General features: G+C 72.4%; 21 protein-coding genes and 1 other RNA gene. 11 read left to right on the plus strand and 11 right to left on the minus strand.

The window, feature by feature from the left end:
- Window positions 1-30 precede the first annotated feature (30 nt).
- Entirely contained in the window at window positions 31-1,809 is a 1,779-nt protein-coding gene (locus ER308_RS00840) for a S9 family peptidase (RefSeq protein ID WP_131153256.1), read from the plus strand.
- A gap of 19 nt (window positions 1,810-1,828) precedes the next feature.
- Here the strand turns inward: ER308_RS00840 and ER308_RS00845 are convergent, their stop codons facing one another.
- Both ER308_RS00845 and ER308_RS00850 read right to left on the minus strand, forming a co-directional pair.
- Window positions 1,829-2,725, minus strand: a complete 897-nt coding sequence (locus ER308_RS00845; protein ID WP_131153257.1) for a DUF368 domain-containing protein — start codon at window positions 2,723-2,725, stop codon at window positions 1,829-1,831.
- A 65-nt stretch (window positions 2,726-2,790) separates the two neighbouring features.
- A complete protein-coding gene (locus ER308_RS00850; protein ID WP_205745812.1) occupies window positions 2,791-4,428 on the minus strand; it encodes an ABC transporter substrate-binding protein in 1,638 nt (545 codons plus the stop codon).
- Between the two features lie 176 nt (window positions 4,429-4,604).
- Between ER308_RS00850 and ER308_RS00855 the strand changes: the two genes are divergently transcribed.
- Window positions 4,605-5,636 (plus strand): RecB family exonuclease, encoded by a 1,032-nt coding sequence (locus tag ER308_RS00855; RefSeq protein WP_131153259.1) that lies wholly within the window; start codon window positions 4,605-4,607, stop codon window positions 5,634-5,636.
- Here ER308_RS00855 and ER308_RS00860 read toward each other — a convergent pair.
- Window positions 5,633-6,424: an HAD family hydrolase gene (locus ER308_RS00860; protein ID WP_165491703.1), complete on the minus strand. Its 792-nt coding sequence runs from the start codon at window positions 6,422-6,424 to the stop codon at window positions 5,633-5,635. The two genes, ER308_RS00855 and ER308_RS00860, sit on opposite strands and share 4 nt — an antisense overlap.
- A gap of 71 nt (window positions 6,425-6,495) precedes the next feature.
- Window positions 6,496-6,874, minus strand: an RNA gene (gene rnpB, locus ER308_RS00865) — RNase P RNA component class A.
- Between the two features lie 235 nt (window positions 6,875-7,109).
- On the opposite strand from rnpB, the gene ER308_RS00870 reads away from it, so the two are divergent.
- Window positions 7,110-8,573: an LCP family protein gene (locus ER308_RS00870; protein ID WP_131153261.1), complete on the plus strand. Its 1,464-nt coding sequence runs from the start codon at window positions 7,110-7,112 to the stop codon at window positions 8,571-8,573.
- A gap of 477 nt (window positions 8,574-9,050) precedes the next feature.
- Window positions 9,051-9,410, plus strand: a complete 360-nt coding sequence (locus ER308_RS22960; protein ID WP_420826231.1) for a DUF190 domain-containing protein — start codon at window positions 9,051-9,053, stop codon at window positions 9,408-9,410.
- 6 nt (window positions 9,411-9,416) lie between these two features.
- Here the strand turns inward: ER308_RS22960 and ER308_RS00880 are convergent, their stop codons facing one another.
- From ER308_RS00880 to ER308_RS00895, 4 genes are all read right to left on the minus strand, one after another.
- Window positions 9,417-10,067 (minus strand): class I SAM-dependent methyltransferase, encoded by a 651-nt coding sequence (locus tag ER308_RS00880; RefSeq protein ID WP_165491704.1) that lies wholly within the window; start codon window positions 10,065-10,067, stop codon window positions 9,417-9,419.
- The gene (locus ER308_RS00885) at window positions 10,064-10,795 is read right to left on the minus strand and encodes a zinc ribbon domain-containing protein (protein WP_131153264.1); all 732 of its coding nucleotides are present in this window, start codon (window positions 10,793-10,795) and stop codon (window positions 10,064-10,066) included. Before ER308_RS00885 ends, ER308_RS00880 begins: the two co-directional genes overlap by 4 nt.
- Window positions 10,792-11,985 (minus strand): Nif3-like dinuclear metal center hexameric protein, encoded by a 1,194-nt coding sequence (locus ER308_RS00890; protein ID WP_131153265.1) that lies wholly within the window; start codon window positions 11,983-11,985, stop codon window positions 10,792-10,794. The genes ER308_RS00885 and ER308_RS00890 overlap by 4 nt, the downstream gene beginning before the upstream one ends.
- 168 nt (window positions 11,986-12,153) lie before the next feature.
- On the minus strand, window positions 12,154-12,453 hold the full coding sequence (locus ER308_RS00895) for a Dabb family protein (RefSeq protein ID WP_131153266.1): 300 nt from the start codon (window positions 12,451-12,453) through the stop codon (window positions 12,154-12,156).
- A 300-nt stretch (window positions 12,454-12,753) separates the two neighbouring features.
- Between ER308_RS00895 and ER308_RS00900 the strand changes: the two genes are divergently transcribed.
- The 5 genes from ER308_RS00900 to ER308_RS00920 all read left to right on the plus strand — a co-directional run bounded on the left by ER308_RS00900 (window position 12,754) and on the right by ER308_RS00920 (window position 18,274).
- Entirely contained in the window at window positions 12,754-13,329 is a 576-nt protein-coding gene (locus tag ER308_RS00900; RefSeq protein ID WP_205745813.1) for a DUF4399 domain-containing protein, read from the plus strand.
- Window positions 13,330-13,604: 275 nt separating this feature from the next.
- Entirely contained in the window at window positions 13,605-14,054 is a 450-nt protein-coding gene (locus ER308_RS00905; protein WP_131153267.1) for a hypothetical protein, read from the plus strand.
- Between the two features lie 69 nt (window positions 14,055-14,123).
- Window positions 14,124-14,813 (plus strand): HAD family hydrolase, encoded by a 690-nt coding sequence (locus ER308_RS00910; protein WP_165491705.1) that lies wholly within the window; start codon window positions 14,124-14,126, stop codon window positions 14,811-14,813.
- Window positions 14,814-14,847: 34 nt separating this feature from the next.
- Window positions 14,848-17,622, plus strand: coding sequence for an aconitate hydratase AcnA (gene acnA / locus ER308_RS00915; protein ID WP_131153269.1), 2,775 nt, complete (start codon window positions 14,848-14,850; stop codon window positions 17,620-17,622).
- A gap of 106 nt (window positions 17,623-17,728) precedes the next feature.
- Window positions 17,729-18,274, plus strand: a complete 546-nt coding sequence (locus ER308_RS00920; protein ID WP_131153270.1) for a hemerythrin domain-containing protein — start codon at window positions 17,729-17,731, stop codon at window positions 18,272-18,274.
- Between the two features lie 29 nt (window positions 18,275-18,303).
- Here the strand turns inward: ER308_RS00920 and ER308_RS00925 are convergent, their stop codons facing one another.
- A complete protein-coding gene (locus tag ER308_RS00925; protein ID WP_205745814.1) occupies window positions 18,304-18,687 on the minus strand; it encodes a hypothetical protein in 384 nt (127 codons plus the stop codon).
- 65 nt (window positions 18,688-18,752) lie between these two features.
- On the opposite strand from ER308_RS00925, the gene ER308_RS00930 reads away from it, so the two are divergent.
- On the plus strand, window positions 18,753-19,760 hold the full coding sequence (locus ER308_RS00930) for a hypothetical protein (protein ID WP_131153272.1): 1,008 nt from the start codon (window positions 18,753-18,755) through the stop codon (window positions 19,758-19,760).
- A gap of 144 nt (window positions 19,761-19,904) precedes the next feature.
- Complete coding sequence (locus tag ER308_RS21230) at window positions 19,905-20,063, plus strand: hypothetical protein (protein ID WP_165491706.1); 159 nt, start codon at window positions 19,905-19,907, stop codon at window positions 20,061-20,063.
- A 6-nt stretch (window positions 20,064-20,069) separates the two neighbouring features.
- Here the strand turns inward: ER308_RS21230 and ER308_RS00935 are convergent, their stop codons facing one another.
- Window positions 20,070-20,396, minus strand: coding sequence for a MoaD/ThiS family protein (locus tag ER308_RS00935; RefSeq protein ID WP_131153273.1), 327 nt, complete (start codon window positions 20,394-20,396; stop codon window positions 20,070-20,072).
- On the minus strand, window positions 20,393-21,508 hold the full coding sequence (locus tag ER308_RS00940) for a WD40/YVTN/BNR-like repeat-containing protein (RefSeq protein ID WP_131153274.1): 1,116 nt from the start codon (window positions 21,506-21,508) through the stop codon (window positions 20,393-20,395). The genes ER308_RS00935 and ER308_RS00940 overlap by 4 nt, the downstream gene beginning before the upstream one ends.
- Window positions 21,509-21,728 lie beyond the last annotated feature (220 nt).

Genomic DNA, 21,728 nt, shown 5'->3' on the forward strand with positions numbered 1-21,728 from the left:
GGCGCCGCCGGTGCCGACGAGCCAGCGTGGATGCGACGCTTCCGCGCCGCCCGCGTGAGCCTCCCCCGGTGGGCACGGAACGCCCCCCATCGCCTCGTGTACGCGTCGAACGCCGAGGGCGTCTGGCAGCTCTCGTCCTGGGACGCCACGACCGACACCCACCGCCGTCTGACCGACAAGGTCACGGGTGTGCGCGCCGGGGCGGTGCTGCCCGACGGCTCGGGCGTGGTGTGGTTCGACGACCACGACGGCGACGAGGTGGGCCGGTGGGTGGTGACCCCGTTCGATGGGGGACCCCACGCCCCGCTCGCGCCCGACGTGCCCGAGGGATGGTCCACCGGACTCGCCCTCGAACCGGACGGGGGCGTCGTCGGGGTCGCGACCCGAGCGGGGTACGAGGTGTGGCGCCTGCATGGGGCGCGGACCGGGACCTCGGCGGACCGGCTGCTCGTGTCCGAGCAACCGCTCGGGGTCGACGGGGTCTCCGCGGACGGGACCCTCGTAGCCCTGAGCCACACCGACCACGGCGACTCGCTGCACCCCACCGCGCGCGTGGTCGACCGCGCCACGGGCGAGACCGTCGCCGACCCGGGCGGCGGGGACGGCGTGACCGAGGTGCCGGGCCCGTTCACGCGCGAGATGGGCGACGAGCGGCTCGTGCTGCACAGCGACCGCTCGGGACGGATGCGCCCGGAGATCTGGCAGCCGCGCGTCGGGCGCCGCGAGCCACTGCGCCTCGACCTGCCGGGGGAGGTCTCCGCCAGCGGGTGGTGGCCGGGGGGACGTGCGCTGCTGCTCACCCACGATCACGAGGGCCGCAGCGAACTGTGGCGCTACGACCTTGACGCGGGCTCCGCGACGCGGTTGCCGACCCGCGGTGGGACCGTGACCGGTGCGCGCGTGCGGGACGACGGTCCGGTCTGGTACGTCGGTTCGTCCGGGGACCGGCAGAGCGAGGTCCGCAGCCTCGAGGACGACACCGATCACGTGCTGCTCGCGCCACCCGGGGAGCGCGCACCCGACGGCATGCCCTACACCGCGGTGCGGTACCCGAACGACGAGGGGGGCGAGGTCCACGCGTTCCTCGCGCTGCCCGCCGGTGAGGCCCCGTTCCCCTTGGTCGTGGAGGTGCACGGAGGCCCCATGGCCCAGGTCGACGACGCCTTCGACCCCCAGGTGCAGGCCTGGGTCGACCACGGCTTCGCGGTGCTGCAGCCGAACTATCGCGGCTCGACCGGGTTCGGCAAGGCCTGGGAGGACGCGCTCGAGGGCAACCCGGGACGGCCCGAGGTCGCCGACAGCCGGGCCGGACGGGACCACCTCGTCGCCGACGGCATCGCGGACCCCGGGCAGGTGGTGCTGACCGGTGGCTCGTGGGGTGGCTACGTGACGCTGCTCGGCCTCGGCATCGCCCCCGAGGCGTGGGATGCCGGGGTGGCCGTGGTGCCGGTGGCCGACTACCTGACGGCCTACGAGGACGAGTCGCCCGACCTGCAGGCGCTGGATCGCTCGCTGTTCGGCGGAGGGCCCGAGGAGCGGCCCGAGCTGTGGCGGGACCGCTCCCCTCTCACGCACGTCGACGCGGTCCGCGCTCCCGTGCTGATCATCACGGGCGAGAACGACACCCGCTGCCCGCGCCGTCAGGTCGATCGGTACGTCGACGCGCTGGCGGCACGAGGCGTTCCCCACGAGTACGACGTGTTCGACGCGGGTCACGGCTCGCTCGCGGTCGACGAGCAGATCCGCCAGACCGCCCTGGCGATCGACTTCGTCGCGCGCCACCTCGGGACGTCGGCGGCGGAGCGATGAGCGGCTCGCCGGTGACCCGCTAGCGAGCGGGCGGCGACGAGCCCGCCGCCGCCCGGGTCCCGAGCCGGACCACGAGTCGCAGCAGCACGAACGCGGCGACCGCCACGCCGACCGTCGTCAGCGTCTGCGCTTCGAGCGGCACGGCCAGCAGCTCGCGGTCCTCGGTCTGCCACGGCCACAGGGCCCGTAACGCCCCCGCCATGAGCCCGACCAGGGCCGCCATCGTCACGTCGTGGCGGTGGGTGAGCAAATGATCCAGCAGGCGGCTGAACAACCCGAGGCCGAGAACCCCACCCGCGGCGAAGGTCGCGACGTACACGACGTCCCCCGAGCGCAGGGCGGTCAGGCTGGCCCCGTACACCCCGAGGATCAGCAGGAGGTAGGCACCGGACAGCCCCGGCAGGATCATCGCGCAGAGCGCGACCATCGCCGAGAGGAAGACGATCGGCAGTGCCGGGTCCACGATCTCGCGCGGCGGCAGGCCCGCCAGGACGAAGGCCGTCACGGCGGCGACGCCGACCACGGCGGCGAGGCGACGGGTCGGCCGCTCGATCCGGCCCCAGGGCAGCGGGAGCGAGGCGGCGATCAGCCCGAAGAACGCCGCGCTCGTCTCGGCCGGATAGCCGTCGAGCAGCGGGGGGATCACGAGGGAGCCCAGTCCGAGAGCGGCGACGACGCCGAGCGCGAGCGGGATCAGCAGACGCAGGTCGACATCGCGGACGTGCTCCCGCGCGGCGCGGAACCGGAGGGCGAGCAACGCCGCTCCCGTTCGTGCCAAGGCCCCCACCGACCTGACGAGGCGGTCGTAGATCCCCACGATCAACGCGACCGTGCCGCCCGACACGCCCGGCACGATGTCCGCCGCGCCCATGAGGACGCCACGAGCGGCGTGGACGAGCGGCTCGGGCGGGCGCATGGATCCCAGGCTACGCGGCGTCCGAGAGCCGGCCCATCGCCTCGTTCGCGTCCCTCGGGTGCGGCCTACCGCTCGACGCTCACGTCCTCGAACCGCACCGATCCCTCGCCGCGGATCTCGTAGCCGGTGACGTCGGCCCGCCAACCCTGGATCTCGAGCGGATGGTAGAGGTACGTGAGGGCGTGCTGCTCTCGGATCCGGTCCACGGCGCGCTCGTACGCCTCGGCCCGCTCCTGAGGGTCGAGTATCTGCCGCGCCTCCTCGAGGATCGCGTCGACCTCCTCGTCGACGAAGCCGTGGACGTTGTGCGCCCCCTCGGAGTGGAGCGGGGCCTCGTAGGTGTCGGCGGGGTCGCGGTGGTCCTCCAAGCGGACCAGGGTCGCATCGAACGCGCCGTCGCGGAGTGCGCTCTCGTAGCGTTCCGGTGCGGCCACACGGGTCCGGGCGTCGAGGCCGATGCCGCGCCACTGCGCGGCGAGGGCGCTACCGACCCGTCGAGCCTCGTCATCGTCGGGTACCAGCAGATCCAGCTCGAGACCCTCGAGCGCGTCCTCCTCCAGGCCGGCCGCCCCCAGGGGATCCGCCGTGGCCCCGCCCGCCCCGAGACCGGGCGGCCCGGGAATGTGGTACCGCGTGCCCGGAGGCAGCGCGGTCCGGCCGGGCTGGGCCGCGCCGCGCCGCGCCGCCTCGGCGATCGTCCCGCGCCGCACTGCGGCGGCCAGCGCCTCCCGCACCGGTGCCTCGGCCCAGGGTTGCCGGTCGTGGTTGAGCGCGTAGGCGACCGTCGCGGGGCGCGGCCGAGTGCCGATGATCACGTCGTCCCACTCGGGCTCCCCGTCCGCGTCCCGTGCGCGCACCTCGGCGGTCACCCGGTGCGCCCAATCCACCTCCCCGGCGGCCAGCGCGTCCATCCGCGCCGTGTCGTCCCGGACCGTGCGGTAGGTGATCCCGTCGAGCTCGGGAGCACCGCCCCAGTGGTCGCTGAACGCCTCCAGCTCCAGCTCGGTCGCTCCGGTGGCGTCGGCCACCGCGAACGGGCCCGTGCCGACCGGGTCGTCACGGAGCACCTCGCCCGACCCCTCCGGCACGATCGCCACGCCCCGCCCGCGTCCGAGATCGGCCGGCAGGTTGGCCCGCGGCTCCTCCAGGACGACCTCCACGGTGTGCTCGTCCGGCACCTCGACCGACGAGACATCGCCCAGCCGGTCCGGCTGCTGGGCCGACTTCGCCCGCTCGATCGAGTACCGCACGTCGTGCCCGTCGAGCTCGGCACCGTCGTGCCAGCGCACCCCCTCGCGCAGCTCGAAGACCCACCGCTGGCCCCCGTCGACCGGTTCCCAACGTTCCGCGAGAGCGGGTTCCACGCCGTCGACCCCGTTCGGCTCGACCAACCGGTCGTAGACGTTCTCGAGCACGGCCAGCCGCGTGAGTCCGGTCGCCTCGTGGGGATCGAGGGTGTCAGGGGCGTCACCGATCGCGGCGAACAACACCCCTTCGGGCAGGTCGGCCGAGGGATCTCCCGGCGCCCCTGCGGTGTCCTCCTGGGACTCCGTGGGATCGTCGTCAGCGGTGCCGCCGCCAGCCTCGCTGCCCGCCTCGCCCGTTCCCGTTCCGGCGTCCGTGGCCTCGTCGGGCGGGTCCGGTGCGTCCGACTCGAGCGCCGCGTCGTCGCAGCCCCAGACCAGCAGCGCGAGCACGACCACGGCCCGCATGCTCCAGCGACGCCCGGCTCGATGCACTCGCGGGACCTCTCGGGTCGACGACGTGTTCCGGCGCCGATGCTACGCGAGGCCGCAGCCGTGATCCCGCGGACGGCACCCGTCCCCAGGTCGACCGTCCCTGCCGCGCGTGGTCACACCCGGTCAGTACCCTGCCCCACATGGAACGTCCCTCCGAGCCATCCCACGTCGAGGCACCGACGGCCGCAACGCCGACCGGCGCAGCGGCCGGACCCGCATCCGGCACGACGCTGCTGGGCGAGCCGGTCACGGACGAGCCGCTGCGCCTGTCGTTCTCGCGGGTGGACACGTACCGCCGGTGCCCGCGCCAGTACCGCTACGCGTACATCGACAAGCTGCCCCAGCCCCCGAGCCCGCACCTGTCGTTCGGGTCGTCGGTGCACGGGGCCCTGGAGCGCTGGTGGGACCGGAAGCTGCCCGATCCCCCACCGCTCGAGGAGCTCTTGCAAGCCCTCTACGACGCGTGGGACACGACGGGGTTCGCCGGGATGGAACGCGAGGAACAGCTGCGCTGGTACACCCACGCCCGTGACGTCCTCGCCCGCCACCACGCCCGCTTCGCCGAGCACTACGTCCCCCCGGTCGCCGTCGAGCAGTGGTTCGAGGTGCCGCTGCCCGACGACATCGTGGTTGTCGGCTCAATCGACCTGGTGGTGCCCACCGGCGCGGGCACCGACGCCTCGAGTGGCGCGGCCTCGAACGGGCTCGGGATCATCGACTGGAAGACCAATCGCCGCGCGAAGACCCGTGAGCAGGTCGCCGGCGACCTGCAGCTGGCGATCTACGCGCTCGCGGCACGCCATCTGTGGGGACACGATCCCGACTGGGTCGCCCTCGACTTCGTCGTGCCCGGGATGCGCGTGACGGTGCCGCGCGAAGAGATCGACGTCGACGCCGCCGTCGCGAAGGTACGCGAGACCGCCGCCCGGATCCGCTCCGAGGCCTTCGAGCCGCAGCCGTCGCGCCTCTGCGCTTGGTGCGACTTCCGCACCGAGTGCCCGGCGGGGGGCGACGAAGGACCCGACCTGCCGGGCGTCGCGGTCGGCGAGCTGCGCCGCCTCAAGCGCCGGCAGGCGCGCGACGCCCGACGCATCGACGAGCTGAAGCAACTCGTCGCGGACCGCCTCGGACCGGACGCGCTCGTCGAGCTCGACCCGGACGAGTCCTCCTAAGGGCCCCTCGGCAGTCCCTCGAGCACCAGCGCGACACCGTCCTCGTCGTTGCTCGCCGTCATCGTGTCGGCCCGAGCCCGCACGAGCGGGTGCGCGTTGGCGACCGCGACCGACCAGCCCGCCCAGTCGAGCAGCGCCAGATCGTTCGGCATGTCCCCGAACGCGATCGTGTGTTCGGGGGCGAAGCCGCGCTCCGCGACGAACTGCGCCACCGCGGTGCCCTTGTCCACACCCGCCGCTGAGACCTCCACCAGGGTGGCGGTCGAGTGCGTGACGGTCGCGAGCCCGTCGACCTGCGCGGCCAGCCCATCGAACATCGAGGACATGTCTCCGGCGGGATGGCGAGCGAGCAGCTTGACCACTCCGTCGTGCGTGTCGCGCACGCTCTCGTCGAGAACGGCCCCGTCGGGAACGGGCCACTCGGCGAGCGCGGCGAAGCCCGGTTCGCAGCGGAACTCGCGGGTGGTCTCCCAGGCAAAGGCCAGGTCGGGCTCCTGTGCCCGCAGGGCCGCGATCACCTCGCGGGTCGTCGTGGGGCGAAGGGCCCGTTCCTCGACGACCCGGTCCCGTGCCGCGTCGTACACGACGGCGCCGTTGGCACAGATCACGGGTCCCTGTCCCCCCAGGTCGGCCGCGAGGCGATGGACGAAGCGGATGGGCCGTCCCGTTGCCAGCACGACCCACCGGCCCTCGCGCTGCACGGCGTGCAGCGCGGCGCGCGTGCGGGCGGAGACGGCACCGTCGCTGCGCAACAGCGTGCCGTCCAGATCGGTCGCGACGACTTGCACCACGGGGACTCTCGAGCCGTCGAACGTTCGGCTGATCGTGCGGAGTTGGTGGACCAAGACTGCAGGTGGGAGGAGGGAGCCGGCCGATAAGCCGGATTCTGTGCCCGTGCGGTGACGGGTGGCGGCCATCTCTCTGGGCCGGGACGTTGCCGTCCCGGCTCGGTGCGGCCTACCTGGCGCTGGGCGGGCCACCTCGTATCGCGCCTGCTTGGCCTTGCTCCGGACGGGGCTCCCTGGCCGCCGCTGTCTCCAGCGGCGCCGGTGCGCTCTTACCGCACCCTTTCACCCTTGCCACGCGCGCCCGGAGGGCGCCGTTCGGCGGTCTGCTCTCTGTTGGCTTGTCCCGCGCGGTTGCCCGCGCCTGGGTGTTACCCAGCGTCCTGCCCTCTGGAGTCCGGACTTTCCTCGGCGACCCGACAAGCGGGCCGCCGCGGCCGCCTGGCCGACTCCCCTCCTCCCGGACAAGGGTATCGGGCTGCTCCGACGGGCACAGCGACGGGGCGGGAGCGCTTCCGGTCCGCCGCGCGCCGAGAGCACGTAGGATTGGCGCGAACCGGGGACTCGCTGTCCTGGCCGGGCAGACGAGAGGAGCATCCCGCACGTCCGGAACCTTTCGGACTCCTCACGCGTCGTTCATTCGGACGTCGGAGGGCGGGCACGCAAGACGAGCTACATGGGAGAACGCATGGGTCGCAAACGACGCCGAGTACTGATCGGCGTGAGTGTCGCCGTCGGCGTCTTCGTGCTGGGCGCCTCCGCGGCCGCCGCAGCGCTCGTGTGGCGCTTCGACCAAGGGATCGAGCGCCGGGACGTCGACTTCTCCGAACAGGCGTCGCAGGGCGAGGAGGCTGCCGAGGAGGACCCCGGGGAGCCGGACGATCGGGACAGCGACGAGGACCGGGACGGGACGCAGGACACGGCCGAGGACGACGTCGAGCTCCCTGACCCGGTCGACGAGGTCGTGACCGTGCTCGTCGCCGCATCCGACGACCGGAGCGTCCTCACCGAGGAGGAGCAGGCCGAGCTCGGCACCGGTGGCGACCGCAACAGCGAGCGCACCGAGACGAACATGCTCGTGCGGCTCGACCCTGACGGCCCGCGAGCGGACATCCTGAGCTTGCCGCGCGACTCCTACGTCGAGCTCTGCGACGGGAGCCTCGGACGGCTGAACACCGCGTACGGCATCGGCGAGCGCAGCGATGTCGGTGGACCAACGTGCCTGGTCCAGACGATCTCCAACTGGACGGGCATCACCCCCGACCACTACGCCAAGATCGACTTCCGCGGCTTCGTCGACCTGGTCGACGCGGTCGGCGGGGTCGAGATGTGGATGGAGGCACCGATCCAGGACGAGGACGCCAACCTCGACGTCGAGGCGGGCTGCCAGGTCTTCAACGGCGGTGAGGCCCTCGCCTTCTCCCGTGCACGGTCGATCGACAACGATTTCGGGCGAATCGCCCGCCAGCAGCGGCTCCTCGTCGAGCTGCGCGACGAAGTGGTCTCGGGACAGACCGCCGTCAGCCCCCGGCGGCTGCTCGACCTGACCGATGCCGCTGCCAGCTCACTCGAGGTCGACGAGGACCTCACCCTGAACCGTATGCGCCAGCTGGCCGTGGCGGGGCTCGACGTGCCGAGCGAGGACATCCACACCGCCACCATGCCGGGCGAGATCGCCGACGAGCCGCCGTATGTCACCCACGTGGACCCCGTCGACGTCGCCGAGCTGTCCGCGGCCTTCGTGGACGGCGCGCTCGGCGACGTGGCCGAGGACACCACCGACGCGGACGAGGACGACAGCGACTCGCACCCAGGCCCGTCCTCGTCGGGGGGAGACGGTACGGCCGAGGAGGCTGGGGGCACGGACACGGGGCCCGCAGGCGACGACACGGGGCCTGCAGGCGACGACACGGGGCCCGCAGGCGACGACACGGGGCCGGCGGGCGACGACGACGGCGTGACCGATGACGACCGGCAGGCCGTCGAGGAGGATCCCGGGGCGACCGAGGGTTCGCAAGGCATCGGGGGCGAGGACGGGTCGCACGAGGACACCGGGACCATGGAGGATCCGGTCGACGATCCGGATGTCGACGGGCCGCTGGGGGGCGCCGACGGCAACTACATCGGCGCCGACCGCGGACCGGGCTGCTAGCACCACCCCACCCCGGTGCTCAAGCCGTTCCCGCCGGGCGGGGCTGGTGAGCGTGGGGCACGACGCGGCGCAGCTTACCGCGTACCCTGCACGCTCCCGGGGAGGAGCGCACCGATGCACCGCCTGCTGGTGGTCGCGAACCGCACGCTGGACAGCCAGGAGCTGCGCGCCCACATCGCCGCGACGGTCGCCCGCGGGCCGTGCGAGATCCGGGTCCTCGCCCCCTCGCCCACCGACGAGGTCGACACCGCGAGCCAGCGCTTGGCTCGGGCGGTGCAGTCGCTCTCGTCGCTGGGTGTGCGCGTCGAAGGGTCGGTGACCGACCCCGATCCGGTCGCGGCGGTGGAGGAGGCGCTGCGCGACGATGCGCCGAACGAGATCGTCGTGTCGACCCGGCCGGCGGGGATCTCCCGCTGGCTCGGGGAGGAGCTGCCCGCCCGGCTGCGGGCCGTCACCAACCTCCCGTTCACCCACCTCATCGTCCCGAGCGGGCGCAGCGATCGCCTGCCGGCCACCGCGGTGCGCCTCACCGTCCTTCTCGGGGAGTCCGACACACACGACGGCCGCCCGGTGGGCAGCGAGCTCGTCCGCCGCGCCCGCGAGCACGGCCTGGCCGGAGCGACGCTGCTCCGCGGGATCGAGGGCTTCGGCGCCTCGAACGTGGTGCACCGGGCCGCGCTGCTGAGCCTGTCCGACGACCTGCCGCTGGTGCTCATGGTCGTCGACGCCCCCGAGCGCGTCGAGCGGTTCCTCGGGGACGTCGAGGAGCTCGTGGAGGGTGGACTGGTACTGCGGGAGCGGGTCGAGGTCGTGAAGTACGAGGGCCGCGTGGACTAGGCCGGCTCAGGTCGGTAGGGATACACGACCGATCAAGTGCCGGCGCAGGACCCCCGGTGCGCGATCCAGTGGCGCCTCCATCAGCGCATCGACGACGAAGCCCGCGGACACGACCTCGCCGAGCGCGTCGCGGTCCAGATGACAGCCCCGGGCGAGGCGCCGCCACGCGGGGGTGAGCCGCGCCTGGCGCGCAGCCACCCGGGGATCCCGATCGCGGACGTGCTCGTAGAAGAGCAGCTGCCCGTCGGGGGCCAGCACACGACGAGCCTCGGCCAGTGCCTCCGCGGGCGAGCCCACCGTGCAGAGGACGAGGCTCGCGACGACCGTGTCGACCGACTGGTCGGGCAGCGGCAACGCCTCGGCCCGGGCGACGAGCAGCTCCGTCTCGATCCCGGCGTGCAGGGCACGGCGCCGGGCCCGGGCCAGGGTCGCCGGGCTCGGGTCCACGCCGACGACCTTCGCCACCCCCCCGTACCAGGAGAGGTTGCGCCCCGTGCCGACTCCGAGTTCACAGACGACGCCACTGGCTGTGGCGACGAGCGCCCGTCGGTGGGCTGCCCCCTCCCCCCGATCGGCGTGCCCACAGACGAGGTCGTAACCGGCCGCCCACGCCGCGTCGGACACGCTACGCACCGCCCGGGCGATGCCGCCGCTCACGTTGGCACGAGGATGCGCTCGCAGTGCTCACAGGTGGCGAGCCCCGTCTTGGCATCCGCGCGCACCTGCTCGAGCTCGATGGCGGTCAGCTCGAGGCGGCATCCCGAGCACGTGCCGTGCTCGAGCGCCGCCACACCGACCCCCTGCCGGCGCTCGCGCACACGGTCGTACGTGGCGAGCAGCTCATCGGGGAGGGCGCCCGCCTGGCCTGCGCGCCGCTGTCCTTGCTCGGCCAGCTCGGCGTCGAGGCCGCTCGCGGCCTCGTCCCGCGCAGCCGTGAGACGCTCGACCTCCGCCTGCAACTCCTCCTGTCGCGAGGACAGCTCGGCGATGAGGCTGTCGAGTTCCTCGCGACGCTCCATCACCTCGAGCAGCTCGTCCTCGAGGTCGCTCTTGCGGTGTTTCAGCGACGAGAGCTCCGCGCGCATCGCCTCGACCTCCTTCTCCGAGGAGATCTGACCCGAGTACATGCGCGCCTCCTCCGACTTGCGGCGCGACTCGACCGCGGCGATGTCGTCCTCGAGGCGCTTGTTCCGGCGCTCCGCGTCCGCGAGCTCGTCGCGGGCGTTCGCGAGCTCGCGCGTCACCTTGGCCAGCGTCTCGTCCGCCTCGTCGAGCTGCTGCTGCTCGGGCAGGTGGGCGCGGCGGTGCTCGAGTCGGCGGATCGCGGTGTCCGTGCCTTGCAGCGCCAGCAGTTCGCGCTGCTGATCGGGAGTGGCCGCGATCATGTGGGCTCCTCGCGCGTCGCCGGGTTAGGGGCGAGCCCGCCGGCCGGTCCGGCCGGGGGACGGTAGGACGCCCAGGGCTCGGTGCGCACCTGCGACACCACCACACCGGACGACAGGCCCTGCCCGCGGGCGTCCTCGTCGAGGGCGGCGCGGACCTCGGGCAGTGCCGCCGCCTCGGTGGCGTAGTGGCCGGCGTCGACGAGCGCCAGTCCCTGGGTCAACGCGTCCAGCATGGGGTGGTGGCGCAGGTCGCCGGTCACGTAGACGTCCGCGCCCGCTCGGTGCGCGTCGTCGATCAGGGCATCCCCGGCGCCCCCGCACGCCGCGACGGTGCGCACCGTGCGTTCGAGATCGCCCGCGACGCGCAAGTGGGGCGCGGGTAGCGCGCTCGCGAGCGTATCGGCAACCGTGCGCAGCGAGCACGGTTCGGGCAACACCCCGATCCGGCCGAGCCCTTTCGGGCCGGGATCACCGACCGGCACGAGCTGGTAGACGTCGAACGCGACCTCCTCGTACGGGTGCGCGCGCTCGAGGGCCGCCACCGCGGCCTCGAGGTCCGCTCGGGCGACCTCGACTTCGAGCCGCTCCTCCTCCACCCGATTGAGGGTCTCGCGCTCCCCCAGAGCCGGTGCCGACTGTGCGCTCGGCTTGAACGTGCCGGTACCGGTGACCCGGAACGTGCACTGCTCGTACTCCCCGATCACTCCGGCACCGACCTCGGACAGCGCGGCAGCGACCGCGTCGGTGGCGTCGGTGGGCACGAAGGTGGTGAGCTTGCAGATCTCGGCGTCCGGGTCGCGTTGCGGTCGCAGCGGCACGACCTCGCGAAGCCCGAGCGCCTCGACGGTCGGCTCGGTCGTGCCGCGCGCCGCGACGTCATGGTTGGTGTGAGCCGCCAGCACCGCCACCCCCTGACGGGCGGCCCGCAGCGCCAGCCGACCGGGCGCGGTGTCGGGCGTCAACCGCTCGACCCCCCGCAGGAGCAGCGGGTGATGCGCGAGCACGAGGTCGGCGCCGACCTCCGCGGCCTCGTCGAGGACCTGCTCGGTCACGTCGAGCGTGACGAGCACGCGCGTGACGGGATCGTCGGGCGCACCCACCTGCAGTCCGACCCGATCCCAGGACTGCGCGTCGGCCGGCGGATAACGTCGAGCGACGAGTCCGGCCCAGTCCGCCACACGGTCAGCCATCGGGGCGAATCGTACGGGGTGCGAGGGATCGCCGCACCGCGCCCGGACAACCGCCCAGGGAAAGGCTGCCCAGGCAGGCGGCGCCCGGAGAACGGCCAGTCGGAAGGGGATGGCCGGTCAGACGGGGACGGCCGGTCAGACGGGGATGGCCGGTCAGCAGGTCGCTGATCAGGGGGTCGCCAACTGCATCGACGCGCGCTCGGCGACGACCGGCCCGATCAGGTCGTCGACCACCCGGCGATGGCTCGGATGATCGCGGTACGCCACGAACGCATCGACGTCGGTGACGTCGGCCACCACGCCGTAGTCCCACGCGCCGCCGCTCACCCCCAGGTCACGCCCGAAGACGTAGGAGCGCAGCTCGAGGATCTCCTCGGGCAACTGCGCGAGCGCCTCGTCGATGCGACGCACGTGCTCGTCACTGGTGCCCTCGACGAACCGGAACAACGCGACGTGGCGCACCCCCATGTCCGCTCCTTTCGCTCGCGAGATCGGTACCCGTCGCTGTCGCGGGTACCGCCGGGCGGACCCTCGCAGCCTAGCGGACCGCAGCCCATGACCGGGAACGATCCCAGCCCGGGGGACCGGACGCCACGTAATCGTGGAGGTCTGAGAATCGTGGCGTGTTCCGCCCAACCCAATAGCATGGGATCAGTCGTGCTCACAAGCGACGCGTTGGAGTGCGGCCGATCTGACCGTTGAGGGGGGCCGATGGCCTCCGCGTTGCCTGTTCGTCGCGGAGGGGCCATCGGCGAGATGGGAGAGTTGATGCGGCGACTCATCGCAGTGCTCGTCCTCGGACTCCTGGCCCTCGCCGCGTGCGAGGTCGAAGAGGACCCGGACGAGGAGCCCGAGGACGACCAGGACGAAGAGGTCGAGGCGCCCGAGGACGAGGACGACGAAGCGGACGAGGACGACGAAGCGGACGAGGACGACGAGGCAGACGAGGCAGACGAGGCAGACGAGGACGAAGAGTACGACCTCGGCGCTCAGCCGGACGATGCGGAGGTGACGTTTCTTTCGCCGGAGGACGGGGACACCGTCGAATCGCCGGTCGAGATGGAGTTCGAGGTCGAGAACGTGGAGCTCGCGGAGGTCAACGGGGTCGATGTGGGTGAGGGGCACCTGCACCTGCTGGTCGACATCGGCTGCGTCGAGGACGGTGGGGTGGTTCCGGGCCCCAGTGACGACGCCGAGGACGACGGGTACTACCACCTCAGCGATGGCAGCGACGAGTTCGAGCTCGACCTCGAGCCGGGGGACTACGAGCTGTGCGTGCAGATCGGTGATGGTGCGCACCAGACGTACGGGGGAACCGACACGGTCGAGGTGACCGTCGAATAAGGCCTGCGGGGTCGCAGGACGCGGGCCGCGGCGCCATGCGCGCCGCGGCCCGTCTGCGCCCGTGGAGCCGGTCGGCCGGGCGAGCCCGATGACACGTCCGCCCTCGTGCTGCAGGCGCGGAACCGTCGGAACCACCCCGCGGTACCGCGGCCACACTCGCGGCCCCACGGCTCCGCGACGTCGCCACGAGCCGATATCCCCTTGCCTCCCGTCCCGCACCGAGCGCATCATGTGATTCGCTGCCAAGTCCATTCGGGAGCGGGAGGGCCACCGCCATGCGAACCCGTACCGCGCGACTGCGGTTGTTCAAGGTCCACGGCGGCGTGTTGTTCGTCGTCGGCGTGATGCTGCTCGTCGCCCCCGTGGTGGTCGCCGAGAGCTTTCACGTCAGCGTGGGTGCCCCCAGTGACGACGCGGCGAACGTGCCCGAGCTCTACGCCGGGCTCGCGCTTCTACGCATGATCGGCGTCTTCGCGGTCACGCTCAGCGCCGTCCTGCTCGTCGGCGCCAGGGCGCTGGCGGACGCCGGGTCGAGCGTCCTCGGTGCGCTCTTCACCGCGAGCGCGGTGGGCACGCTCTGGGCGTTCATGCAGCAGACCGCGATCTGGGGGAGCGCGACCGGCTGGGTCGTCGTGGCCGCCCTCGCCGCGTTGACACTCGCCTACGGGGTCTCGTGGTGGCGGCTGGCCTCCCGCGATCCGTCGTTGGAGCCCAGCGAGCAGTGACGCCGGACGAGCCGGCGAGACCGTGGGCCACGGCCGCCGGCGGCGTCGACCCCATCTAGGCTGTGCCGGGTGAACCTCATCCTGTGGGACATCGACGGCACTCTGCTGCGAGCGGGGCCGCTGGCCAGGGAGGTCTTCGACCGAGCGATCGAGGATGTCACCGGCCGTCACCCGAACAATCACGGCGTGGCGATGAGCGGCAAGACCGATCCGCAGATCACCGTCGAGATCCTCGCGTCCATGGAGGAGCCCGCAACGCGAGCAGCCGACCGGGTCCCCGAGATCCTCGATCGCCTCGTGGCTCGGCTGGCCGAGGAGGACGATCGGCTGCGCCGCGAGGCGCGGGCCCTGCCCGGTGTGCCGGAGCTGTTGGCCGCGCTCGACGCGCGACCCGGGGTCGTGCAGGCCATCCTCTCGGGCAACGTCGCGCCGAACGCGCGCGCGAAGACCGCGGCCGTGGGCGTCGATGCCTGGCTCGACTGGCGGCTCGGTGCCTACGGTAGCGACCACCCCGACCGCGCCGAGCTCGTCCCGGTCGCTCGACAGCGAGCCGCGATGACCCTCGGGCGGGACCCGGACCGGATCTGGGTCATCGGCGACACGCCGAACGACGTGGCCTGTGCCCGGGCGGGAGCGGCCAACTGCCTGCTGGTCGCCACGGGACGCTTCGAGCGCGATGAACTGGAGGGCCTCGGCGCCGACGCCGTGGTCGCGGACCTGACCGAGACCGATCGGATCCTCGGCCTCGTCGACGAGTGAGACCGGGGCCGCACCAGCACCGAGAGGACGTCACGTGGCAGACGATGCAGCCCGCCCGGCCGACAGCTTCGGGAGCGTCGACGAGCTCCGCGTCGACGGCGAGCGGTGGTGGTACTGCCGCCTCGACGCGATCCCGGGCACGGAACGCCTGCCCTTCTGCCTGAAGGTGTTGCTCGAGAACCTGCTGCGCCATGAGGACGGTCGGGACGTGACCGCCGCGACCATCCGGCGCCTCGCGGACTGGTCCCCCGAGCAAGAGGCCGAGGAGGTGCGCTTCACCCCCGGTCGCGTCCTGCTGCACGACACGACCGGCGTGCCTGCGGCGGTCGACCTCGCGGCCGTGCGGGACGCCCTGGCGGAGCTCGGTGACGACCCGACCGCCGTGGAGACCGGCCTACCCGCGCACCTGGTCATCGACCACTCGATCCCGGCCGCGATCTCGGGGGTGCCGGACGCGTTCCTGCGCAACGCCACGATCGAACTCGAGCGCAACGGCGAGCGGTATCGGTTCCTCAAGTGGGCCCAGCAGGCCTTCGGGGACTTGCGGGTCGTCCCGCCGAACACCGGGATCATGCATCAAGTCAACCTCGAGTACCTCGCCGACGTGGTGACCTCGCGACACGGATGGGCGTTCCCCGACGCGACAGTCGGGGCCGACAGCCACACCACGATGATCAACGGGCTCGGGGTGCTCGCGTGGGGCGTCGGCGGCATCGAGGCCGAGGCCGCGATGCTCGGCGAGGCGATCTCGATGACGACGCCCAGCGTCGTCGGGTTCGAGCTGTCCGGGGCGCTGCCGGAGGGGGCGACCGCGACCGACCTCGTGCTGACCATCACCGAGCAACTGCGCGACCACGGGGTCGTCGGCAAGTTCGTCGAGTTCCACGGGCCCGGCGTGTCACAGGTGCCGCTGGCCACACGAGCGACCATCGGCAACATGAGCCCGGAGTACGGATCGACGGCGGCGATCTTCCCGATCGACGAGGAAACGCTGCGCTACCTCGAGTTCACCGGCCGCGACCCCGCCCACGTGCGCTTGGTGGAGGCCTACGCGCGGGCGCAGGGGCTGTTTCACGACCCCGACCGCGCGGCGGTCTACAGCGAGCACCTCTCCCTCGACCTCGGCACGGTCGAGCCGAGCCTCGCCGGCCCCAGCCGCCCCCAGGACCGCGTGCGCCTCTCCGTGGCCAAGCGGCATGCCGGGGAGGTCCTGCCGTCCTCACCCGCACCCCGCGATCCCGCCTCCCGGGTCATCACCGGCGACGACTCGCCGGAGGCCGAGCGCGCACCGGTCACCCTGACCGACGGCCGCCGGACGCAGCTCACCCACGGTGACGTCGTCATCGCCGCGATCACGAGCTGCACCAACACGTCCAACCCCGAGGTGATGGTCGGCGCCGGCCTGGTCGCCCGCAACGCCACCCGTGCGGGTTTGGCGCGTCAGCCCTGGGTGAAGACGTCGCTGGCGCCGGGCTCCAAGGTCGTCATGGACTACTACGAGCGCGCCGGCCTCCTCCCCCACCTCGAGGAGCTGGGGTTCCATCTCGTGGGCTACGGCTGCACCACCTGCATCGGCCAGTCGGGCGACCTGCTCGACGGCGTCGCCGAGACGGTCCGCGCGCACGACCTCACCGTCGCGAGCGTGCTGTCGGGCAACCGCAACTTCGAGGACCGCATCCACCCGGACTGCCGGCTGAACTATCTCGCCTCGCCCCCGCTCGTGGTCGCCTACGCGCTGGCCGGGACCGTGCACATCGACCTGTACCGCGAGCCCTTGGGCCACGACCCCGCCGGCGAACCAGTGTACCTCGCCGACCTCTGGCCGACCCACGCCGAGATCGACGAGGTCACCCGGACCCACGTCACCACGGACCTGTTCCGCGAGCGCTACGCCGACATCTTCTCCGGGGACGGTCCCTGGCGGGAGGTCGACGCGCCCCCCGGAGCCCGCTTCGCCTGGGATCCCGACTCGACCTACGTGCGCCGTCCGCCGTTCCTCGACGGCGTGGCCACCGAGCCCGCCCCACCCGCCGACATCGTCGGCGCCCGCGCGCTCCTGAAGCTCGGCGACTCGGTCACCACCGACCACATCTCCCCCGCCGGCGCGATCCCGGCCGAAAGCCCCGCGGCCGGGTACCTCGCCGACCGGGGGGTCCGCCCGGTCAACTTCAACGTGTATGCCTCGCGCCGGGGCAACCACGAGGTGATGCTGCGCGGTGCCTTCTCCAACCCGAGGTTGCGCAACGAGCTCGCGCCCGGCACGGAGGGCGGCGTGACGACCTACCTGCCGTCGGGCGAGCAGCTGTCGATCTACGAAGCCCACCAGCGATACGCCGGTGACGCCGTCCCGCTCATCGTGCTCGCCGGCCGCCTCTACGGTTCCGGCTCGAGCCGCGACTGGGCAGCCAAGGCCACGCGGCTGCTCGGCGTCCGCGCGGTGCTGGCCGAGAGCTTCGAGCGCATCCATCGCTCGAACCTCGTCGGCATGGGCGTGTTGCCGCTGGAGCTCCCGCAGCCGGCTGACGCGCTCGGCCTGTCGGGCACCGAGACGTTCGGCCTCCACGGGCTCGACGGCTGGAGCGGCGAGCCCGACCGGGCCCCCACGTCCCTCCAGGTCACCGCCCGGTCCGAGCCGGACGAGGAGCCGGTGCGCTTCCCGGTCCGCGTACGCCTCGACACGCCGAAGGAGGCCGACTACTACGCCCACGGCGGCATCCTCCCCTACGCGCTGCGGCGGCTGCATGCACGCGATCGCGCCCGCGCCCACGCGGGGGCGAGGGCGCGCTCCACGGGTGAGCTCCACGGGTGACCGGTGCGGCGACGGGCGGCTCCTCCACCGTCCGCGGAGTGCCGGCACATGGTTGATTCCTCGGCGAGGGGGAATCGGTGCGGTCCGACCCGAGAGGAGGCGACCCATGTCCGAACCCGTCCCCGGCGGCGCGTCGGTCCGCGAGAGCAACGACGTCGTCGAGCTGATCCTCGCCGATCATCGCGAGTTCGAGCGCCTGTTCCGACGGCTGCGCGACCGCGAGGAGGACCGCCCCACGCGGCTGCGGGAGCTGGCCGACCTGCTCGTGGCGCACGCCGAGGCCGAGGAACGCGAGGTCTACCCGAGCCTGCGCCACCGCGCACCCGAGGAGGACGAGGAGATCGCGCACAGCGCCGAGGAGCACGCGGAGGGCCACCAGGAGCTGCTGGCGCTCCTCGAGGTCGAGAACCCGCAGTCGGACGCGTTCGAGGCGCAGCTCGAGGAGCTCGTGGAGACGGTGACCCATCATCTCGACGAGGAGGAGCGCGACGTCCTGAACGCCGCGCGCGAGAACGTGCCCGATGACGTTCGCGCCGACCTGGGCGAACGCTTCCTGCGCGTGCGTCGGGAGTGGCTCGACGCGAGCCCGGGCAGCCGCGAGGAGGTGCGCCAGCTGGTGGAACGCGTGCGCGAGCGCGGCGACCTCGAGTAGCGCGGCCGGCGCCGGCCGTCGGCAAGCCCTCAGCGGCCCTTCCAGTAGTCGGGGGGCTCGTCGCGGCGGTGACACACGTTGCCGTCGAAGTCGTAACGCCACCGGGCGTTGGTCCCGCCGTGCATCCGCACGTAGGAGCCCGCCTCGAGGTAGGGGGCGAGGGCGTCGAAGACGTCCTCGATCTCGGGGACCAGCTTGTCCTCGAACGCGAGGCCGACGATGTCGCCGCCATCGCGCTCGGTGGCGAATCCGAGCAGCCGGAGGAACCCGTCCACGTCGCGGAGCTGGAGGTCCGAGAGATCGTAGTGGAACGTCTCCCGCGCCAGTCGCAGCAGCCGTTCGAGGGCCGGGCGGTGATGCTCCTCGCGCAGCACGAAGCGCGCGTCCTCGACTCTCGCCTCGGTCCAGCCCACCCCCACTCCTGTCGCCGCTCGGGCCATCGCGCAACCTACCGCCGCAGCCACCCGCCGGAGTGACCATGCCTGCCGTCATCCGCCTGATCGCCCTGGCCATCTCGAAGACGTTCAGCAAGCTCTTCGGGCTCGCGACGATCACGTTCTTCGGTCGCATGCCGTCCCGCGACGACACCAAGATCGCGGCGGTCGGGCTGCTGTCGCTCGCGTGGATCGTCCTGCCGGTCGCCGTGCTGTTCCCCGAGGTCGGCGAACTCGTCCTGCCGTTCCTCGGCGGCGACGAGCAATTGGTGCGGACCGTGGCGGCCGTGCTGCTCGTCCTCGTGCCCGCGGTGGTCGGTGGACTCACGGCGTTCACGGTCAACCATCGGGTCGCGGGCCGCTCCACCGTGGGACAGATCCTCAAGGGGTACGTCTACGCACCGATCATCGCCGTGCTCGTCGTCGCCGTGTTGCTGGTCGTACCGATCGTGAAGCTGCGCCAGGTCGCCCGCCTGCGCGACGTCCGACACCAGACGATCATGGTGCGCGACGACGACCTCGCCGAGTGCCGCGACCGGGTCGAGGCCATCCTCCAGCGTGTGGGATTGTCGACGAGGCGTACCGAGGCCGAACTCCCGATCCGCGCGCTCTTCAGGGGCCTCGCGTGGGTCCTCTCCGACATCTTCGACCGGAAGCTGGACGGAGGGATGCTCCAACTGACCGTGGGGGTCGACGAGCGCGAGGTGGAGCTCACCGTCCACGGGACCGACCTGACCGCCGTGGGTCCACGGCGCGAGGTCGCGTACGTGATGGCGCTGCTCAACGAGGGGATCAGCGAAGCGCCCCTGTACCTGACCTGGGATGCTCCCGGCCAGGATCTCGAGGATCGCATGCTGGCGTTGCGCGAGGCGCTCGAGCGAGGCGAGCCCGTCGACGAACGGGCGTTGGGCCGGATCGCCGAGGAGCTGCGATGGCTCGCCCTCGGCACGGAGGCGTGGGACGCGGTGCGCCGAAGGCTGTTCGTGCTGGAGCGCGATGCCGCTCGCCACCGTGCCGGCGAGACCGTCCGCCCCGATTCACGGGCCGTCTAGGCCGCGGGAAGGTACCCGACGCCTCGCTCCGCCCGCGGGGTGAGCGGACGCGACGGCTCTCCCACGGTTCGATCTCCGCAATACGGGTATCGGGGGGCGACCGAGCCGGACGGCTCGCCCTGCCATCAACCGAAGGAGAACCTCGTGGGACTGGCCATTGCGCTGATTCTCATTGCGCTGATCATCGGGGGCGTCGGACTCGCCGTCGAGGCGCTGTGGTGGATGCTCATCATCGCCGGGGCGCTGGTGATCGCCAGCATCGTCAGCGGGTTCCTGGGCCGCGGCCGCGCGTCCCGCCCGTAGAACGGGTCACCCCCCGGCGATCGCCCCGATCAGCCGCACCGGCTCCCGGCCTTGGATGACCGAGGCGGGCAATTCGGCCTCGGTCCAGGCATCGGAGTAGTCCTCGCCGTCGGCGTACACGCGGATCATCGCCCGCCGGCGGCCGGTGGCACGATCCCGGACGGTGCCAGCCAGCGACGGGTGGGCGGCCTCGAGCGCGTCAACGACGGCCTCCACCGTGGCCGGCCGCGCGACCTCGACGGTGACCTCCCCGCTCACGCGCGCGAGGGTGCGGAGCTGGTGGGGCACCACCAACCGGATGCGGGCAGCCTCGGTGCGCGCACGCTCGCTCATGGCAGCGTCTGCACCTCGACCGAGAGGACGCGCGGCAGGTCCCGCACGATCGGCTGCCAGTGGTCCCCCTCGTCGGCGGAGACGTAGACCTGCCCTCCGGTGGTGCCCAGGTACACGCCGCACGGATCGAACGAGTCCACCGCGAGCGCGTCACGCAACACGTTGACGTAGCAGTTGGCCTGGGGCAACCCCTCGCCCAGCGGCTCCCACTCCCCTCCCCCGGTGCGGGACCGGTACACGCGCAGCCGCCCGTCCGGTGGGTAGTGCTGTTCGTCGCTGGTGATCGGCGCCACGTAGACGGTGTCCGGTTCGTGCGCGTGCACGTCGATCGCGAACCCGAAGTCGGTCGGGAGGTTCCCGCTCACCTCACGCCAGGAGCGGCCCCGGTCGTCCGACCGCATCACGTCCCAGTGCTTCTGCATGAACACCACATCCGGTCGCGCCGGATGCTGGGCGAGCTTGTGGACGCAGTGGCCGACGTCCGCCTCGGGGTCGGGCATGAACTCCGAACTGAGCCCCGCGTTGGAGGGATGCCACGTCGTTCCGGCGTCGTCGGTGGCGAGCACTCCGGCTGCCGAGATCGCCACCAGCATCCTGTCCGGGTCATCGGGCAGGGGAAGGATCGTGTGCAAGCACAGCCCTCCTGCCCCCGGAGCCCACGAGGAGGCTGACGCGTGGGTGCGCAGGCCGGGCAACTCGGTCCACGAGACGCCACCGTCCTGGCTGCGGAACAGGGCTGCGTCCTCGACCCCGGCAAGAAGCTCGTCCGGATCCTCCGCGGAGGGCAGCAGGTGCCACACGCGGGTGAATCTCCACGGCATCGACGAGCCGTCGTAGAACAGGTGCGTGCCCGGCTCGCCCTCGTATGCGAAGTCGTTACCGACCGGCGCCCAACTCGCTCCGCCGTCGTCGGATCGTTGCACGACCTGGCCGAACCACCCGTTCGACTGCGACGCGTACAGCCGGTCCGGATCGGCCGGCGAACCGGCGACGTGGTAGATCTCCCAGCCGCCGAAGAGCGGTCCCTCGACCGTCCAGTCCTGCCGGCGACCGTCGGACGTCAGCAGGAACGCCCCCTTGCTCGTCCCGACCAGCACTCGCACACCAGTCATCCCACGCTCCTTCGATCGTCCGTTCTCGGCCGGGCCGACGACCCCCGAGCGACACGCAGCAGGACGGCCCCAGCAAATAGACCCCCGCGGCCGCGAGAACTCATCGCCCGCCGGGGACCCCCGGCGCGGTGACATGTCCGGTGGCACGGGTCGGCGCCGGGATACCGGCCGGTGAACCGACTCGCTCGCGTCAAGGTGGGTGCCGCACGAAGGCATCGTA

Source organism: Egibacter rhizosphaerae (assembly GCF_004322855.1).
Taxonomy (GTDB): domain Bacteria; phylum Actinomycetota; class Nitriliruptoria; order Euzebyales; family Egibacteraceae; genus Egibacter; species Egibacter rhizosphaerae.